Origin of the sequence: Mesorhizobium sp. WSM1293, from assembly GCF_000513875.1 — a bacterium.
Classification (GTDB): Bacteria; Pseudomonadota; Alphaproteobacteria; order Rhizobiales; family Rhizobiaceae; genus Mesorhizobium; species Mesorhizobium ciceri.
Map to the genome: position 1 here is coordinate 233,331 of NZ_AZUV01000009.1, position 16,487 is coordinate 249,817.

The window sequence follows — 16,487 nt, forward strand, 5'->3', positions numbered from 1 at the left end:
CTTTGGCGGGTCACTCGTTGTCGTTGGAGGGTACGGGGCGTGACTTGGCGCGCCGCCATGGCGACGATTTCGAGGCGCGCCAAGCACGCCAACCTTTCGGCAAATCGGCCAACTCCAGGATGGTTTCATCCAGTTGAACCACCTCTTGCAGGCCTACGAGCATTATCTCGCGTTCATCCCCATCTCGAATGTCGCTACTGTAGAATTGCCAACTGCCACCTTCGTCGTTGTAGCTGTCGTCGTCGTCATCTTCATGCACAACGTATGCGATCCAGTCGCCACGTTTAAATAGGCTCTTGTCCGACAACACCGCGAGATTGGGCGGATCCGCAAATTTCCATTCCTCCACGGGCAGTCCCCAAGATGGTTGTTCGGCGCAAAGAGAAAACGAATTCAGGCGGTTCTCACAAACCCATCGCTGGCCCGCAAAAGATTGCGCGTATAATCCTTGGTCACGCGGCGTTCGACAAGTTCAGCCGCCGCCAGATTCTCCACCGCCTCGCCGCTTTGCATCACCATCAGCCGCTCGCACATATGGGTGATGATGGCGAGGTCGTGGCTGACCATCAGGAAGGTCAGCTTGCGCCGCTTGCGTACCTCTTCCAGCAGGTTGAGCACTTCCGCCTGCACCGAGGCATCGAGCGCCGAGGTCGGCTCGTCGAGCAGCAGGATCGACGGTTCCAGAATGAGTGCACGCGCGATCGCCACGCGCTGGCGCTGGCCGCCGGAGAGCTGGTGCGAATAGCGAAACCGAAAACCGTTGCCGAGGCCGACTTCGTCCAGCGCCCGCTGGATACGCTTTTCGCCGTCGGCAAAGCCATGGATGGCAAGCGGCTCCTGCAGCAGACGGTCGACGGTCTGGCGCGGGTGCAGCGACCCGTACGGATCCTGGAAGACCATCTGCACTTCACGGTAGAAGGCCTTGTCGCGGCGTGCGCCGAGCGTCTTGCCGTTGACGGCGATGCCGCCCGAAGCGACCGGTGCAAGGCCGGCGATGGCCCGCAGCAGCGTCGATTTGCCGGAGCCGGATTCACCGACCAGGCCGAAGGATTCGCCCGGCTGCACGTCGAGGCTGACGCCCTTCAGTGCGCGAAAACGGTCGAAGATCACTTCCAGCCTGTCGACGGCAATCGCGGAAGTCATGCCGCCCACTCCGGCTTGCGGTCGAGCACCGGCAGCGGGTGGCGGTCGGCACCGATCTTGGGCATGCAATTGAGCAGGCCGCGCGTGTAGGGGTGCTGGGCCTGGCCGAGTTCGGACGCCGTGAGCTGCTCGACCACCTTGCCGGCATACATGACGATGACGCGGTCGCAGAAGGACGAGACCAGGCGCAGATCGTGCGAGATGAAGATCAGCCCCATGCCGCGCTCACTGACCAGCCGGTCGAGGATGCCGAGCACATCGAGCTGCACGGTGACGTCGAGCGCCGAGGTCGGCTCGTCGGCGATCATCATTTCCGGACCGGCGATCAGCATCATGGCGATCATGGCGCGCTGGCCCATGCCGCCCGAAACTTCATGCGGATGCAAATTGAAGACGCGAGAGGGATCACGGATCTGCACCGCCTCCAGCATGGCCAGCGCACGGTCGCGTGCCTCCGCCTTGCCGACCTTTTCATGGGTGCGCAACGTCTCGACGATCTGGCGACCGATGCTCATCACCGGGTCGAGCGAATATTTGGGATCCTGCAGGATCATGGCGATGCGCTTGCCGCGCAGCGCCCGGCGTTCGCGTGGCGAGACGGTGAGCAGGTCGATGCCGTCGAAGGCGAGCTTGTTGGCCGATATCCGCGCCTGCGGTGGCGTCAGGCCCATGATGGCGCGGCCGGTCTGCGATTTTCCCGAGCCGGATTCGCCGACGATGCCGAGCCGTTCGCGGCCGAGCGAAAAGGAAACGCCGCGCACCGCCTCGATCAGCCCGGTGCGGGTCGGGAAGGTGACGCGCAGGTCGTCTACGTCGAGAAGCGTTTTCGTTTCTCCGCTCATTGGTCGCCACTCCGCGGATCGAGCGCGTCGCGCAGGCCGTCGCCAAGCAGGTTGAAGCCGAGGCTGACGATGAGGATGGCGAAGCCCGGCGCACCGGCCACCCACCATTGATCGAGCACGAAGCGGCGGCCGGACGCGATCATCGTGCCCCATTCGGGCAGCGGCGGCTGCGCGCCGAGGCCGAGGAAACCGAGCCCGGCGGCGGTCAGGATGATGCCGGCCATGTCGAGCGTCACCCTGACGATCAGGGACGAAATGCAAAGCGGCATGATATGGCGCAGCACGATGCGGAAGGGCGAAGCGCCCATCAGTTGCACCGCCTTGATGTAGTCGGAATTGCGCACCGTCAGCGTCTCTGCCCGCGCGATGCGGGCGTAGGGCGGCCATGAGGTGATGGCGATGGCCAGCACTGCATTCTCGATGCCGGGGCCAAGTGCTGCGACGAAGGCCAGCGCCAGGATCAGCTTGGGAAAGGCGAGGAAGATGTCGGTGATGCGCATCAGGATGGCATCGGTCCAGCCACCGGCATAGCCTGCAACGGTGCCGACCAGAAGGCCGATGGGTGCGGCGATGATGGCAACCAGGATGACCACGTAAAGCGTCCAGCGCGAGCCGTAGAGGATGCGCGACAGGATATCGCGGCCGAGATCGTCGGTGCCGAACCAGTGCTCGGCGCTCGGCGCCAGCAGGCGCGCGTTCTTCAGGTCGCCGAACGTTGGCGAATAAGGTGCCAGCACGCCTGCAAGGGCGGCAACGACCAGCAGGGCAATGATGATGAGCAGGCCCAGAAACGCCAACCGGTTGGCGGAAAAGCGCCGCCACGCCACATAGGCGCGGCCGAGCCTTGCCTGCATGCGCGAGGCCGGCCGCTCGCTGAGCAGCCAGTCGCGACGGCTCTGGATGGTGTCGACGCTCATGCGGACTTCGTCCTCGGATCGAGCACACGATACAGCAGGTCGGAGAGAAGGTTGATGGCGATGAACACCGAGCCGATGACGATGGTGCCGCCGAGCACCGCATTCATGTCGGCGTTCTGCAGCGAATTGGTGATGTAAAGGCCGATGCCCGGCCATGAGAAGACGGTCTCGGTCAGCACCGAACCTTCCAGCAGTCCGGCATAGGACAGCGCGATCACCGTCACCATCGGCACCGCTGCGTTGCGCAGCGCGTGGCCCCAGATGATGCGGGTTTCCGACAGGCCCTTGGCGCGCGCCGCGACGATATATTCCTGCGACAATTCGTTGAGCATGAACGAGCGCGTCATGCGGCTGATATAGGCGAGCGAGAAATAGCCGAGCAGCGAGGCCGGCAGGATGATGTGGCGGAAGGCGTCGTAAAAAACGTCCCACTGCCCCTGCATTGCGGAGTCGAGGAGATAGAAGCCGGTGATCGGCGTAAAGGTGTATTCGTAGACGACGTCGAGCCTCGCCGGGAAGGCAACCCATTGCAGCTTGGCGTAAAACAGCACCAGCCCAAGCAGCCCCAGCCAGAAGATCGGCACGGAATAACCGATCAGGCCGATGACGCGCACGATCTGGTCGATGAGGCTGCCGCGCCTGACCGCGGCCAGCACACCGAGCGGCACGCCGAACAACGCGCCGATCAGCGTTCCGAGGGTCGCCAGTTCCGTCGTGGCCGGAAGCGCCCGGCGAATGTCGGTCATGACCGGATTGGTGGTCAGCACGGAGACGCCGAAATTGCCGTTCAGCGCATTCTTCACATAGATGTAGAACTGCTCGATCAACGGCAAATCGAGACCCATCTCGCGGCGCGTGCGCTCAACCACATTGGCCGGCGCCCGGTCGCCGAGCACCGCCAGCACCGGGTCGATCGGAATGACGCGGCCGATGAAGAAGGTGACCGCGAGCAGACCAAGATAGGTCGTGATCGCAATGACCAGGAAACGGCCAAGCGATGATGCAATAGCGACGGCGCGGGCGCTGCCGCGCCCCGCCGCCACTTCTTTTTCAACCGCGCTCATGCGGCGTGTCCGCGAGCACTATTCCTTGGACACCGGTCCGACGAAGTTGGTGTCGAAGCTCGGGCCGAGCGCAAAGCCCTTGAGGTTCTTGCGCAGGCCGGCCACTTCCAGCTGCTGGTGGATGACGACGAAGGGGCTGGTGTCGAGGATTTTCTTCTCGAGATCCTTGTACATGTCGGCGCGCTTGCCGGCATCCTTCTCGAGCAGTGCCGCTTCCGTCTGCTTGGTCAGGTCCGGAATGTCCCAGGCGTTGCGCCAGGCCAGCGTCTTGGTCTTGGCCCCATCCGAATTGTCCGGGTTCGAGGCAAAGGTCTGGGCGTTGGAGTTCGGGTCGAAATAATCCTGGCCCCATTGGCCGATATAGATGTCGTGGTTGCGGGCGCGGTATTTGGTGAGCGTCTGCTTGCCGTCGCCCGGGATGATCTCGAGCTTGATGCCGGCCTGTCCGAGCGTCTGCTGGATCGATTCCGCCATCCCGGTCGTCGGCTGGCCGGTGCGTACGTCCATGGTTACGCTGAAGCCGTCGGGCAGACCGGCCTTGGCCAGCAATTCCTTGGCCTTGGCGACATCGAGCTTGAACGGATTCTCATCCAATTCGCCGAGCACGCCCTTGGGCAGGAAGGTCTGATGGATTTCGCCGATGCCCTTGAGGATGGTGGAGCTCAAGGCATCATAGTCGACCAGATACTTGAACGCCTGGCGCACCTCCGGCTTGGCGAGGTTGGCGTTCTTCTGGTTGAGGCTGATGTAATAGACCGTGCCCTTGGGCGCGCTGGTGGTGGTGAGGTCGGCGTTCTTGGCGATGGCGTCGAGGTCGTTCGGTTCGAGATTGCGGGCAACGTCGATGTCGCCAGCCTCGAGCGCCAGGCGCTGGCCCGAGCTTTCCTTCATGTTGCGATAAATGACGCGGGCAAGCTTGGCTTTTTCGCCGTAGTAATTGTCGTTGCGCTCGAGAACGACGGCTTCGTTGGCCCGCCATTCGCGCAGCTTGAAGACGCCGGAGCCGGCATAGCCGGTCTTCAGCCAGGCATTGCCGAAGTCATTGTCCCATTTGTAGTCGGCGCTCGGCGTGACCGAAGCGACATGTTCCTTGACCAGCTTGGCGTCGACCACCGAAGCGACCGTTGCCGACAGGCAGTTCAGCACGAAACTCGGCGCATAGGCCTTGTCGACGGTGAACTGGAAGGTGCCGTCGTCGACAGCCTTGGCTTTTTCGGTGACGTTGTCACCGCTGATGCCAAACTGGCCGATGATGAAGGCCGGGCTCTTGTCGAGCTTGATGACGCGCTCGAACGACCAGGCGACATCGGACGCCGTGATCGGATTGCCGGAAGCGAATTTCAGGCCGGGCTTGAGCTTGAACGTGTAGGTCAGGCCGTCATCGGAGACGGTCCAGCTTTCGGCAAGGTCGCCCTTGACCTTGGAGGTGTCGCTGAGGTCGAGACGGACAAGCAGATCATAGGTGTTGCCGGTGACCTCGGCGGTCGACAGCTCGAACGCCTCGCCCGGATCCATGGAGATGATGTCGTCGATCGCGAAACCTTCGACCAGCGTGTCGGCGGGCGTGACCGCACCGGCGGGCGCGCCGGCCAGAAGCAGCGCCGACATGGCGGCACCCGCGAGCAGGAAGCGAGAGCGTAGAGCAAACTTTTCCATCATCATTGTGATTGTTCCCTGTTTTGTTGTTTGTTGACCTGAGTTCCCGGCTCAGGGTTGCGGAATTTTTTCGGGGCCTGGAGACGGCCCCTCTGCCCACTTACCGTCGTGGTTTTTGTCCAGTTGGTCAACACCATATCCGGCGGCCCCGTGGCGGGCAACGAGCATTTATACGACGGCTCATTGGGCCAGAAAGGCCGGTGGGGTGTCGACGCATAGGCCAGCCAATCGAGGCTGCCGATCGAGAAAAATCTGCTAATTTCGGAGCTATTTCAGCACTGCGACCAGGTCGGCGTCAGGAAAGCAGGTGGCGGCGCGGCCGTTCTTGGCTTGCCATATGCCGATCGAGCGGCGGGTCTTGAAGCCGGGCAGGCCATCGGCGCTGCCGACGTCATAGCCCTTGGCCTCCAGCGCCCGCTGCAGGGCGGCGATGTCCGAACGGTGCAGCCCGCCGACCGCGCCCCAGCTGCCGGCGAAGTTCTGATCGCCATGGGCGATGCGATCGGCGCCATGGCCGATGAACAGCGCGTACAGGTCGCTGGTGTTGTATTGCTTCAGCACGTAGAAATTGGGCGTGGCGACAAAGGCCGGGCCGCTGCGCCCTGCCGGCATCAGCAGAAAGCCTTCGGCCTTCAGCTCACTCACTGGAAACGGTTTGCCGCCGACGCGCTTGATGCCCATATCAGCCCATTGCGAGATTTTCTTGCCCTGGTCCGGGCCTTCCAGCGAACAGGAAACGCTTTCCGGCACCGTCACCTCGAATCCCCAGCCACGACCCTTTACCCAGCCATAGTGGACGAGATAATTGGCGATCGAGGCCAACACGTCCGGCGTCGAGTTCCAGATGTCGACGCGACCGTCGCCGTCGAAATCGACGGCATGTTTCAGGAACGAGGTCGGCATGAATTGCGGCTGGCCGAGCGCGCCGGCCCAGGACGATTTCATCGCGCCGACCGGAGCCAGCCCGCGCTCGACGATCTCGAGTGCGGCAAGCAGTTCGGTGCGGAAGAAGTCCTTCCTGGTCGACATGAATGCCTTGGTGCCCAGCACTTCGAAGGCGTCATAAGGCATCTTCGCCGCGCCGAATCCGGTCTCGCGGCCCCAGATCGCCAGCAGCACTTCGCCCGGCACGCCATAGCGCTTTTCGATGGCCGCAAGTGTCCTGGCATTGGCGGCTTCGCGCGCGCGCCCGCCCGCCGTCACCGCGCGAACCGTCTTCTCGGCGAAATAGGCGCCGGGTGAGCCGAATTCGGCCTGGTGCTGCTTCTGCGGCGTGGCCGCCTTCTCGCCCGGCTTGACCAGGTCCGGCAGCTTCAGATTGGGCTTGATGCCGTCGAAGGCGGCGTCGAAGGTGGTTTTGGAAATGCCTTTCGCCTTGGCCTGTGGCCAGAGGTCGTTCTGCAGCCAGGCGCGGAACTGGTCGTCGATCTTTGCGGCGGAGGCGGGGGTGGAAAAGACCGAGAGAAGAACTGCAAAAAAGGAAAACAGAGCCAATCTGAGAGGTTTGCGTTCCTTCGCACGCGCAAAAATCATGCTCCGCATCCTCTGCCGCAACTTTGTCAAAACGCCGTCCGCGAACGCAGCGCCGCGGCCAGCGTACCCTCGTCGAGATAATCGAGTTCGCCGCCGACCGGCACGCCATGCGCAAGGCGCGTCACCTTGATGTCGAAACCGGACAATTGGTCGGTGAGGTAATGCGCGGTGGTCTGGCCCTCGACCGTGGCGTTGACGGCAAGGATGATTTCCTTGACCTCGCCGCCGGCGACACGGTCGATCAGCGAGCGGATGTTGAGCTGTTCGGGGCCGATGCCGTCGAGCGGCGACAGCGTGCCGCCGAGCACGTGGTAGCGCACATTCATCGCCGCCGCGCGCTCCAGCGCCCACAGGTCGGAGACGTCCTCGACGACGATGATGGTGCCGGCATCACGGCGCGGATCGGTGCAGATCATGCAAGGGTCCGATGTATCGACATTGCCGCAGGTCGAGCAGATGCGCACCTTGTCGGCCGCCTCGGCCATGGCGGCGGCAAGCGGCGACAAAAGCTGCTCTTTCTTCTTGATCAGATGAAGGGCGGCACGCCTGGCCGAACGGGGTCCCAGCCCCGGCACCTTGGCCAGGAGCTGGATCAGACGTTCGATCTCGGGACCGGCGATTCGCTTCGACATCGCTCTGATCTAGAGCAATTCCAGGAAAAGTGCGAAGCGGTTTTCCGTCCGGAATTGCGTCAAAACGAAAAGCTGGAGCGGTTCACCGTTTCCGCGAAACGGTGAACCGCTCCAGGATTTTTCAGAGCGCTTTGGAACATCTGCATCCGCATGACCGCCATATTGGGCCTTGGCGGACCGCGGGGCGCAGATCAGTTGGTCTCGAGCGGCCGGCCCTGGCTGACAATCATCGCGCCAATGGCGTCTGTGTTCTCAGGCGTCGACTGGAACCCCATCGACGCCTCTTGCGGTGCGTCTTGAACCGACGAGATGACCCTTGTGTTCAAGCTTCCGCCAAAACGCGCGGCATCCGGCTCTTCCATCGGCTCCTGCATCGCCACCACCGTCGGCTCTTGCGAGACACGCGCGGATTTCGCGGCCGGCGCGGCGGCGGCGGTCACATAGGTCTGCTGGGCGGGAGCGGATCGAACGGTTGCCGTCCTGGCTGGACGCACCGGCTCGGCGGACGCGACCATCGTCACCGGCGCGGCTGACTTGTCGGGCGCCGCCGAGGCAATAGCGACCTGCGGCTCATCCGGCAGCGGCTGCCAGTTGCGGCCGCGCTTCTCGTAGAAGGCATTGCCGCCGGCAACCATGGTGTAGTGCATGTTCTTGTAGGGGAAGCGGAGACCGGCTGTGTGGAAGAACATGGTGTTCTTGAGCTTGGACTTGCGCTCGCCCTTCAGCACCGCGTCGGCGGCTTCCTCGACATCGGGCATTGCGCGTGAATTCATCGGCCTTGTCATGACACCAGGCGCGAACTGCCCGGGCTCGCCCACCACTTGGCAGATGGTGCTGCCATGGTTGCCGGAGCGCAGCCGGTTCATCACCACCGTGCCGACCGCGATCATGCCGTCGCGGCTCGAGCGGTTGGACTCGAAGAACATCGCCCGTTCCAGGCATTCCTTGTCCTTCGGCGTGTGGCTGTAGGCCCCTGAACTCAGGAAACCCGGCGTGATGGCGTCGGTCAGGCTGGCGACGGACATGCCGTGTGAAGTGGTCTGGCTGCAGGCAGCCAAAAACAGGGGTGAAATGACGGCGCCGAGCAACAGCGGCGTCTTCCATCGCGTGGAAATCAACAGGTAACCCTCTCACTTCGTGCCCGCCCCAGGCTGCGGCAAGAATGAGACACTTTCGGGCAAAATGATGGCCAAAACGTTATTAACAACGTACTGTTGCCAAATTGGCACAATTTCGTGGCTTTCCAGATAGATCGAGCCGTCATTTCACAAAAGCGATGACCGCTCTCTCTTTGTTTCGCCGCAATTGCCCCAAGGGAAAGCACCACGCGGTTTTTCCTGAAGCGATCTACCGCCCGGCCGCTATCGCGGCCGGCTGGCCAGGCTCAAGCTCCTCGACCTTCTCCGAAAACAGGCCGCGCCGGAGGAACAGCGTCCGCGCCTCCCTGGCCGTCGGCGCGATCTTTCCCGGCCAGCCGCTGTCTATGAACTCAGCCTTGGTGAAGTCCGGATTTGTCTCGCTTGCCGCCTCGAGGAATTCGGCGATCTCCAGCACGATCGCGCGCTCGTCCTTCGAAAGCGCCGATGTGCCGGCTTCGATCGATGGGCGATGGAGGAAATCCTCGAACAGATAGAAATAACCCTTGATGCCGACGAGATCGACGCCGTCGTCACAATCGGCCAGGATTTCCAGGATCTCGTAGATCCTGTTGCGGATACGCTGCTCGATCAGTCTTTCGGACGGCTCTTCGGCCATGTCGATCACGGAGGCGCGCCGAATGCTAGAAGGGCAGTTTCATTCCCGGCGGGATCGGCAGGCCCGCGGTCAGCGCCTTGGTCTTTTCCTGCATGATCTGCTCGACCTTGGTCTTGGCGTCGTTGTGAGCGGCCAGCACGAGGTCTTCCAGGATCTCGACATCGTCTTCCTTGAACAGAGACGGATCGATCTTCAACGACTTCATCTCGAATTTTCCGGTCAGCGTCACATTGACCAGGCCGCCGCCGGCCTGGCCGGACGCTTCCAGCGTGGCGATCTCGTCCTGCATGGCCTGGAACTTGGCCTGCATTTCCTTCGCCTTGCCCATCAGGCCGAGAAGATCTTTCATGGTCGGGTCCTTTGCGGATTCGTAGCTGGATCAGGGTTCATCGTCGTCAGCCGGCGGCTCGACCGGCACTTCGGCCTCTGCCGTTTCGGCTTCCGGCGCGTCCGGAATGCGCACGTCGATGATCTTGGCACCGGGAAAGCGCGCCAGGATGGCGGCCACTGTCGGGTCGCTCTTGGCATCGAGAAAAGCCGTCTCGCGTTTGGCCGATTCCATTTCGGCGAGCGTCTGGCCGCCCTCTTCCTTCGACAGCGAGACAAGCCAGCTGCGACCGGTCCAGGCGCGCAATTTCGTCGTCAGGTCGTTGAGCAGCATCTTGGGCGCATCGCTGGTCAGGCCGACGTCGATGCGGCCGGGCTCGATGCGTACAAACCGGATGCAGCTTTTGACCAGCACCTTGAAGGCGATGTCGCGCTGCGCGTCTGCCAGGGCAATGATGTCGGCCAGCGATTTCAGCGGCGCCGATTGCGCCTCCGTGACCGGCTCCGGCGGAGCGACGTAGGCAACGGGCGCAGGCGAGGCTTCGACCAGCCGCATGGTCTGCGCGCCGCCCGGGCCAGATGGCATGCGCGTCTGCGCCACCGCGCTGGCGCCGTTGCCGTTGCCGTTGCCTGCAGGCGCCCCATTTGGGCGCAGCGCGCCATTCTGCGCCGGCGCGGCGCCTTCAAGCGATCTCAACGCCTCGTCCAGCGTCGGCAGGTCGGCGGCATGCGCCAGCCGGATCAGCACCATTTCGGCGGCGCTGACGGGCCGGTTGGAGGACTGCACCTCTGGAATGCCCTTGAGCAGCATCTGCCATGTCCGCGACAGCACCCTGACCGACAGCGTCCTGGCGAAATCGGCGCCGCGCTGCCGCTCGTCCTCGGATAGCGAGGCATCCTCGATGGCCGTCGGCACGAAACGCAGCCGGGTGACGAGGTGGTTGAATTCGGCAAGGTCGGTCAGCACGGCGGCCGGATCGGCGCCGGTATCGTATTGCGCACGGAATTCGCCAAGGGCCGCCGCGACATCGCCTTTCATCACATGTTCGAACAGGTCGACGATGCGGGCGCGGTCGGCAAGCCCCAGCATCGCCCGAACGGCATCGGCGCCGACAGAGCCGGCGCCATGGGCAATCGCCTGGTCGAGGATGGAGAGCGAATCACGGGCCGAGCCCTCGGCGGCGCGCGCGATCATCGCCAGCGCGTCGGCGTCGACCGAAATGCCCTCCTTGGCCGAGATCGAGGCGAGATGCGCGACCAGCGCGCCGGCGTCGATGCGCCTCAGGTCGAAGCGCTGGCAGCGCGACAGGACGGTGATCGGAACCTTGCGGATCTCGGTGGTGGCGAAGATGAATTTGACGTGCGGCGGCGGCTCTTCCAGCGTCTTCAGAAGGCCGTTGAAGGCCTGCGTCGACAGCATGTGCACTTCGTCGATGATATAGACCTTGTAGCGGGCCGAGACCGGCGCGTAGCGCACGCGCTCGATGATGTCCCTGATGTCGTCGATGCCGGTGTGCGAGGCGGCGTCCATCTCGATGACGTCGACATGGCGGCCTTCCATGATCGCCTGGCAATGTTCGCCGAGGACGGCAAGGTCGACCGACGGCTGGTCGATATCAGCGGTTTTATAGTTCAGGGCGCGCGCGAGGATGCGCGCCGTCGTGGTCTTGCCGACGCCGCGCACGCCGGTCAGCATCCAGGCCTGGGCGATACGGCCGGTGGCAAAGGCGTTGGTGAGGGTGCGCACCATCGGCTCCTGGCCGACCAGCTCGGAGAAGTTCGAAGGACGGTACTTGCGTGCCAGCACGCGATAGGCGGCGGCCTTGCCTATCTCCAGGCTCTTTGGTCCCGAATTTCCGGCTTCGCTCATACGCCCGTAAAGCTCCAAATGGCCGCGCCCGAAGGCGGCCGATTCCTGCGCATAGTCTCGCCCGCGCTGCAATGCGTCGTCAATGTCGCGAGAGGGGCCGATGAGGTGGGAGGCTGGAACAATGACCCGTTCCGGGCTCGTTAGGGCTGCTTCCTTCCGGACCTGACCCGGTTGGCGAGTGGATCGTCCACCACCAACCTCCCGCTTTCCATATCGGCAATTGCGCGACGAAATGCAAGTGCGCCGCAGAAATCGCAAAAATATGGAATTGGCGCACCAAAGCGTGAGGGACGCAATGATTCGCTTGCAGCCCCCCTGCCGCCGCTCTAGCGTTCCTGCGTTTGAGGAAAACAAGAAAAGCAAGGGAAACGCCGATGCTGCCGGGCCTGAAGGCCGGATTCACGCTGGACGCACGGCTGGAGGCGGACAGCGAGCAGTTGATGTGGCTTGGGCTGTGCGAGCTGCGGGTGATGAACGACCGCCGCTGGCCCTGGTTGCTGCTGGTGCCGCAGCGCCCCGGCGCGGAGGAAATCCACGACATGACGCCGCTCGACCAGGCGATGCTGACCTTCGAGACCAATATGGTGGCGCAGGCGCTGAAGAAAGCGACCGGCTGCACCAAGATCAACACCGGCGCGCTCGGCAACATCGTGCGCCAGTTGCACATCCATGTCATCGCGCGTTCTGAAGGCGATCCCGGCTGGCCAGGTCCTGTGTGGGGACATGGCCTGCGAGAGCCCTATCAACGTTCCGACTTGCGACGGTTTGCCGAAACGATCAAGGCGGCGCTATAAGCGTTCCCCGTGTCCATCCCTCAACATATTCCAGAGTCCCCATGAGCTTCCGCCTGTTTGACGCGCCTTTGCGCGAGCCGAGCCAGTTCGTCGGCTTCGCCGGCAACACGATCGACCGGCAGTCCGAGAACCGCGCCGACGATTCGGTCGACAAGGCGCTGGCCGATCCGGCGACGCGGCTGCTTCTGATGCATGGCGGCCGGCTCTATCTGAAGCTCGGCGATGGCGGCGCTCTCGATCCCTGGTTCGGTGCGACCGAGAGCGAGCCCTTCAAGGTTTCCCTGGCGCAAGGCATCCTGCTCGGCTTTTCCGAACGAGGACCGGTGCTGGCCGTGCCCGCCGGCGTCGAACCCGAACAGCTTCCGGAAACAGTCAAGGCCATCGACTACCGCTCGGTCTACATGCAAGGGCTGATCGACGAGGCGGCGGCCGGCGCGATGGCGCAAGGGGCGGCTTTGCTCGCCTGGCATGCCAGCCATCGCTTCTGCAGCAAATGCGGCACGGAATCGCAGATGCGGGCCGGCGGCTACAAGCGGCATTGCCCGAATTGCGGCACCGAGCATTTTCCGCGCACCGACCCGGTGGCGATCATGCTGACGGCGACGCGGGAGAAGTGCCTGCTCGGGCGCGGCCGTCATTTCGCGCCTGGCATGTATTCGGCCCTCGCCGGCTTCATCGAGCCGGGCGAGACGATCGAGGCGGCGGTGCGCCGCGAGACGCTGGAAGAGGCCGGCATCCGGCTTGGCCGCGTCGTCTACCACGCCAGCCAGCCCTGGCCGTTCCCCTATTCGCTGATGATCGGCTGCTTCGGCGAGCCGCTCAATGACGATATCCAGGCCGACCTCAACGAGCTTGAGGACTGCCGCTGGTTTTTTCGCGACGAGGTGCGCCGGATGCTGGAAAGGACGCACCAGGACAATCTGATCACGCCGCCGAAAGGCGCCATTGCGCATCACCTCATCCGCGCCTGGGTCGATTCAGAATGATGGCAGCGAACACCTAAAGACATTGCAGGAGCAGGACATGATCCGTCACACCGTCGTTTTCACGCTGAAGCATCCGCCGCATTCGCTGGAGGAAAAGCGGTTCCTGGTCGACGCCAAGAGGATTCTCACCGCGATCAGGGGCGTCACGCATTTCGAGCAATTGCGGCAGATCAGCCCCAAGAACGACTATCGTTTCGGCTTCTCCATGGAGTTCGCCGACCAGGCCGCCTACACCAGATACAACGACCATCCCGACCATGTCGCCTTCGTGCGCGACCGCTGGGTGCCGGAGGTCGAGACGTTCATGGAGATCGACTATGTGCCGCTGGGCGCGGTGATCTAGTCCGCAACCTTCCACTGCTCACGCGACTCACTGGCCGGATAGACGCCGAGAATGCGCACTTCGCGCGAGAAGAAACGAAGCTCGTCCAGCGCCAGCTTGACCAGCGGGTCGTCGGGATGGCCCTCGATGTCGGCGTAAAACAGCGTCGCCGTGAAAGCGCCCAGCTGGTAGCTCTCCAGCTTGGTCATGTTGATGCCGTTGGTGGCGAAGCCGCCCATGGCCTTGTAGAGCGCGGCCGGCACGTTGCGGACGCGGAAGATGAAGGTCGTCATCATCTTGACGTCGGGCGAAGGACGCTCGGCCCATTGCTTGTTCTTGGTCAGGACGACAAAGCGGGTGACGTTTGAGTCGGTGTCCTCGACGTTTTGCTCGATGATATCGAGCCCGTAGAGGGTCGCGGCCAGGGCCGGCGACAGCGCCGCCATGCTGCGGTCCTTGACCTCGGAGACCATTTTGGCGGCGCCGGCCGTGTCGCCGGCGACGATCGCCTTCCAACCGTTCTTGCGAACGTATTTGCGGCACTGGCCAAGCGCATGGATGTGGCTGTGCACCGTCTTGATCTCGTCGCGCTTGACGCCTGGCAGCACCATCAGCTGGAAATGGATCGGCAGGAAATATTCGCCGACGATGTGCAGCTTCGATTCCGGCAGGAGATGATGGATATCGGCGACGCGCCCGGCAATGGTGTTCTCGATCGGGATCATGGCGAGGTCGGCCTTGTTGGTCTCGACCGCGTTGAAAGCATCCTCGAAGGTCGGGCAGGGCAACGGCTCCATCGAAGGAAACATGTTGCGGCTGGCGGTGTCGGAATTGGCGCCCGGTTCGCCCTGGAAGGATATTCTGTTGGTCTTTTCAGGCATGCCGATATCTCAGGTTGAAAGGATTGTTCTGGCGCGTTCGAGGTCTTCAGGCGTGTCGACGCCGAGCGGCAGCGACTGGACGATCTCGGCGTCGATGCGCATGCCGGCTTCCAGCGCCCGCAACTGTTCCAGCCGCTCGCGCCGTTCGAGCGGCGACGGCTTCAGCGCGACGAAACGCTCGAGTGCTTCGCGGCGATAGGCGTAGAGGCCGACATGATGGTAGAGCGGCCCCTCGCCCCAAGGCGCTGTGGCACGGGTGAAATAGAGCGCCCTCAGCCTGCTGCCGGAAAGCGGCGAGCCGACGATCTTGACGACATTGGGATTGGTCTTTTCCTCATCGCGGACGATCTCGACGCCGAGCGTGGCGATGTCCACCGCACTGTCCTCGAAAGGCCTGAGCGACGCGGCGATGATCCGGGGATCGATGGTCGGCAGGTCGCCCTGCACATTGACGATGGTTTCGACCTTGCGCCCGGGGTCGAGCGCGACCAGCGCCTCGTGGATGCGGTCGGAGCCGGATTCGTGATCCATGCGCGTCATCACGGCCTCGAAACCGTGCGCGCGCACCGCTTGCGCCACGCTTTGCGTGTCGGTCGCCACCACCACCCGGCCAAGGCCGGCTTCGGCGGCGCGGCGGGCGACATGGACGATCATCGGGGCGCCGGCGATGTCGGCCAGCGGCTTGCCCGGCAGGCGGGTCGAAGCCATGCGGGCCGGGATCAGGATCAGCGTGGACATTTCGGGTGCAAGGCGTCTCGAAAGAGGACAGGGAAAGTGGCAAAAGGTCTCACTGGAAGCGCCCTTATAGGTGTTGCAACGCCGCAGCAAAAGACCTAGTTTCCGCCCGATTTGACCGCCCTGGCAGGACGGTCACGATACCGACGGACGGAGTGGACGGTTCTGTCCGCCGGAAAAGGGAGCAAGGGGCGTATGGATTCCAACGAAGTCAACAAACTGCTCGCCGGATTGCTCGGAACCGTTTTCGTCGTCTTCTCGGTCGGCATTGTGTCCGATGCGCTGTTTGCGTCGCCGGCGCCGGAAAAGCCTGGTTTCGCCATCGAGGCCGCCGAGCCCGCCGAAGGCGGTCCGGCCGCGCCTGCCGCCGCGGCCAAGCCGATCGCCGATCTGCTGGCGACCGCCAATGTCGAGCAGGGTGCTGCCGTCTTCAAGAAGTGCCAGGCCTGCCATTCCGGCGAAAAGGGCGGCCCCAACAAGGTCGGCCCGGACCTGTGGGACCTCGTCGACCGCCCGGTCGCCGAGCATGAAGGCTTTGCCTATTCGGCCGGCATGAAGGAATTCTCCAAGGGCGGCACCGAGAAGTGGACCTACGACAACATCAACCACTTCATCACCTCGCCGAAGAAATTCGTGAAGGGCACCGCCATGGGCTTCGCCGGCCTGCCCAAGGACGAGGACCGCGCCAACGTCATCGCCTATCTGCGCACGCTGTCCGACAATCCCAAGCCGCTGCCGGCACCCGGTGCCGCCGCCGATGCAGGCGCCAAGCCTGCCGATGCAGCCGCTCCGGCAAAGCCGGCTGAGGGTGCCGCGCCGGCCGCTCCCGCCGCCCCGGCTCCGGCCGCACCGGCACCGGCGCCGGCCCAATAATTTCGATATCATCTCAACGACCTTGAAAAAGCCGGGTTCAGCCCGGCTTTTTTATTGGGAAAACCGCATAGGCGGCGACAAAGCCGCGCATGACGGTTTTCACGAGCGCCAAATCATCTAGATTGCCCATGAACGGGCATCGCGAAGAGGATAGTGC

At 63.4% G+C, this 16,487-nt stretch carries 18 protein-coding genes and 1 other RNA gene; 4 read left to right on the plus strand and 15 right to left on the minus strand.

The genetic code is table 11. The features are described 5' to 3' along the window. Positions 1-10: 10 nt before the first annotated feature. The 13 genes from M729_RS0112830 to ffs form a co-directional block, all read right to left on the minus strand. Positions 11-349 (minus strand): hypothetical protein, encoded by a 339-nt coding sequence (locus tag M729_RS0112830; protein ID WP_156949286.1) that lies wholly within the window; start codon positions 347-349, stop codon positions 11-13. Positions 350-393: 44 nt separating this feature from the next. After that, positions 394-1,143 carry an ABC transporter ATP-binding protein gene (locus M729_RS0112835; protein ID WP_027161778.1) on the minus strand — a complete coding sequence of 250 codons (750 nt, stop codon included), beginning with the start codon at positions 1,141-1,143 and terminating at the stop codon, positions 394-396. Beyond that, a complete protein-coding gene (locus M729_RS0112840) occupies positions 1,140-1,985 on the minus strand; it encodes an ABC transporter ATP-binding protein (protein WP_027161779.1) in 846 nt (281 codons plus the stop codon). Before M729_RS0112840 ends, M729_RS0112835 begins: the two co-directional genes overlap by 4 nt. After that, complete coding sequence (gene nikC / locus M729_RS0112845) at positions 1,982-2,902, minus strand: nickel transporter permease (protein WP_013527924.1); 921 nt, start codon at positions 2,900-2,902, stop codon at positions 1,982-1,984. The genes M729_RS0112840 and nikC overlap by 4 nt, the downstream gene beginning before the upstream one ends. Continuing rightward, positions 2,899-3,966 (minus strand): ABC transporter permease, encoded by a 1,068-nt coding sequence (locus tag M729_RS0112850; protein WP_024503440.1) that lies wholly within the window; start codon positions 3,964-3,966, stop codon positions 2,899-2,901. The genes nikC and M729_RS0112850 overlap by 4 nt, the downstream gene beginning before the upstream one ends. Before the next feature lie 18 nt (positions 3,967-3,984). Then, entirely contained in the window at positions 3,985-5,628 is a 1,644-nt protein-coding gene (locus M729_RS0112855; RefSeq protein WP_027161780.1) for an ABC transporter substrate-binding protein, read from the minus strand. Positions 5,629-5,889: 261 nt separating this feature from the next. Further along, positions 5,890-7,155: a lytic murein transglycosylase gene (locus M729_RS0112860; protein WP_032808367.1), complete on the minus strand. Its 1,266-nt coding sequence runs from the start codon at positions 7,153-7,155 to the stop codon at positions 5,890-5,892. A gap of 26 nt (positions 7,156-7,181) precedes the next feature. Continuing rightward, positions 7,182-7,787 (minus strand): recombination mediator RecR, encoded by a 606-nt coding sequence (gene recR, locus M729_RS0112865; RefSeq protein ID WP_027161782.1) that lies wholly within the window; start codon positions 7,785-7,787, stop codon positions 7,182-7,184. A gap of 191 nt (positions 7,788-7,978) precedes the next feature. Beyond that, complete coding sequence (locus tag M729_RS0112870) at positions 7,979-8,905, minus strand: cell wall hydrolase (protein WP_013527929.1); 927 nt, start codon at positions 8,903-8,905, stop codon at positions 7,979-7,981. A gap of 229 nt (positions 8,906-9,134) precedes the next feature. Next, positions 9,135-9,542 (minus strand): hypothetical protein, encoded by a 408-nt coding sequence (locus M729_RS0112875; RefSeq protein ID WP_027161783.1) that lies wholly within the window; start codon positions 9,540-9,542, stop codon positions 9,135-9,137. A 25-nt stretch (positions 9,543-9,567) separates the two neighbouring features. Further along, positions 9,568-9,891 carry a YbaB/EbfC family nucleoid-associated protein gene (locus M729_RS0112880; RefSeq protein WP_013527931.1) on the minus strand — a complete coding sequence of 108 codons (324 nt, stop codon included), beginning with the start codon at positions 9,889-9,891 and terminating at the stop codon, positions 9,568-9,570. 30 nt (positions 9,892-9,921) lie between these two features. Further along, positions 9,922-11,739, minus strand: a complete 1,818-nt coding sequence (locus M729_RS0112885; RefSeq protein WP_027161784.1) for a DNA polymerase III subunit gamma/tau — start codon at positions 11,737-11,739, stop codon at positions 9,922-9,924. A 105-nt stretch (positions 11,740-11,844) separates the two neighbouring features. Then, positions 11,845-11,941, minus strand: an RNA gene (gene ffs / locus M729_RS1000000137110) — signal recognition particle sRNA small type. Positions 11,942-12,113: 172 nt separating this feature from the next. On the opposite strand from ffs, the gene M729_RS0112890 reads away from it, so the two are divergent. From M729_RS0112890 to M729_RS0112900, 3 genes are read left to right on the plus strand one after another with little or no spacing between them, the layout of a single operon-like run. Beyond that, positions 12,114-12,533 (plus strand): HIT family protein, encoded by a 420-nt coding sequence (locus tag M729_RS0112890; protein WP_013527933.1) that lies wholly within the window; start codon positions 12,114-12,116, stop codon positions 12,531-12,533. A gap of 41 nt (positions 12,534-12,574) precedes the next feature. Next, positions 12,575-13,519: an NAD(+) diphosphatase gene (gene nudC, locus M729_RS0112895; RefSeq protein ID WP_013527934.1), complete on the plus strand. Its 945-nt coding sequence runs from the start codon at positions 12,575-12,577 to the stop codon at positions 13,517-13,519. A 37-nt stretch (positions 13,520-13,556) separates the two neighbouring features. Beyond that, positions 13,557-13,862, plus strand: a complete 306-nt coding sequence (locus M729_RS0112900; protein ID WP_027161785.1) for a Dabb family protein — start codon at positions 13,557-13,559, stop codon at positions 13,860-13,862. Here M729_RS0112900 and M729_RS0112905 read toward each other — a convergent pair. Together M729_RS0112905 and M729_RS0112910 are read right to left on the minus strand one after the other, a co-directional pair. Then, positions 13,859-14,722 carry a prephenate dehydratase gene (locus M729_RS0112905; protein ID WP_013527936.1) on the minus strand — a complete coding sequence of 288 codons (864 nt, stop codon included), beginning with the start codon at positions 14,720-14,722 and terminating at the stop codon, positions 13,859-13,861. The genes M729_RS0112900 and M729_RS0112905 overlap by 4 nt on opposite strands. 9 nt (positions 14,723-14,731) lie before the next feature. Next, positions 14,732-15,460 carry a 3-deoxy-manno-octulosonate cytidylyltransferase gene (locus tag M729_RS0112910; protein WP_027161787.1) on the minus strand — a complete coding sequence of 243 codons (729 nt, stop codon included), beginning with the start codon at positions 15,458-15,460 and terminating at the stop codon, positions 14,732-14,734. Between the two features lie 192 nt (positions 15,461-15,652). Here M729_RS0112910 and M729_RS0112915 point away from each other — a divergent pair, with 192 nt between their 5' ends. Continuing rightward, on the plus strand, positions 15,653-16,330 hold the full coding sequence (locus M729_RS0112915) for a cytochrome c family protein (RefSeq protein ID WP_013527938.1): 678 nt from the start codon (positions 15,653-15,655) through the stop codon (positions 16,328-16,330). The last annotated feature ends 157 nt before the right edge of the window (positions 16,331-16,487 follow it).

Coding starts and splice junctions, on each gene's coding strand:
- M729_RS0112850 (WP_024503440.1), bottom strand. CDS start 3,966: ATGAGCGCGGTTGAAAAAGAAGTGGCGGCGGGGCGCGGCAGCGCCCGC.
- M729_RS0112905 (WP_013527936.1), bottom strand. CDS start 14,722: ATGCCTGAAAAGACCAACAGAATATCCTTCCAGGGCGAACCGGGCGCC.
- M729_RS0112840 (WP_027161779.1), bottom strand. CDS start 1,985: ATGAGCGGAGAAACGAAAACGCTTCTCGACGTAGACGACCTGCGCGTC.
- M729_RS0112910 (WP_027161787.1), bottom strand. CDS start 15,460: ATGTCCACGCTGATCCTGATCCCGGCCCGCATGGCTTCGACCCGCCTG.
- M729_RS0112915 (WP_013527938.1), top strand. CDS start 15,653: ATGGATTCCAACGAAGTCAACAAACTGCTCGCCGGATTGCTCGGAACC.
- nudC (WP_013527934.1), top strand. CDS start 12,575: ATGAGCTTCCGCCTGTTTGACGCGCCTTTGCGCGAGCCGAGCCAGTTC.
- M729_RS0112900 (WP_027161785.1), top strand. CDS start 13,557: ATGATCCGTCACACCGTCGTTTTCACGCTGAAGCATCCGCCGCATTCG.
- M729_RS0112890 (WP_013527933.1), top strand. CDS start 12,114: ATGCTGCCGGGCCTGAAGGCCGGATTCACGCTGGACGCACGGCTGGAG.
- nikC (WP_013527924.1), bottom strand. CDS start 2,902: ATGAGCGTCGACACCATCCAGAGCCGTCGCGACTGGCTGCTCAGCGAG.
- M729_RS0112835 (WP_027161778.1), bottom strand. CDS start 1,143: ATGACTTCCGCGATTGCCGTCGACAGGCTGGAAGTGATCTTCGACCGT.
- M729_RS0112880 (WP_013527931.1), bottom strand. CDS start 9,891: ATGAAAGATCTTCTCGGCCTGATGGGCAAGGCGAAGGAAATGCAGGCC.
- recR (WP_027161782.1), bottom strand. CDS start 7,787: ATGTCGAAGCGAATCGCCGGTCCCGAGATCGAACGTCTGATCCAGCTC.
- M729_RS0112860 (WP_032808367.1), bottom strand. CDS start 7,155: ATGATTTTTGCGCGTGCGAAGGAACGCAAACCTCTCAGATTGGCTCTG.
- M729_RS0112855 (WP_027161780.1), bottom strand. CDS start 5,628: ATGATGATGGAAAAGTTTGCTCTACGCTCTCGCTTCCTGCTCGCGGGT.
- M729_RS0112875 (WP_027161783.1), bottom strand. CDS start 9,542: ATGGCCGAAGAGCCGTCCGAAAGACTGATCGAGCAGCGTATCCGCAAC.
- M729_RS0112885 (WP_027161784.1), bottom strand. CDS start 11,739: ATGAGCGAAGCCGGAAATTCGGGACCAAAGAGCCTGGAGATAGGCAAG.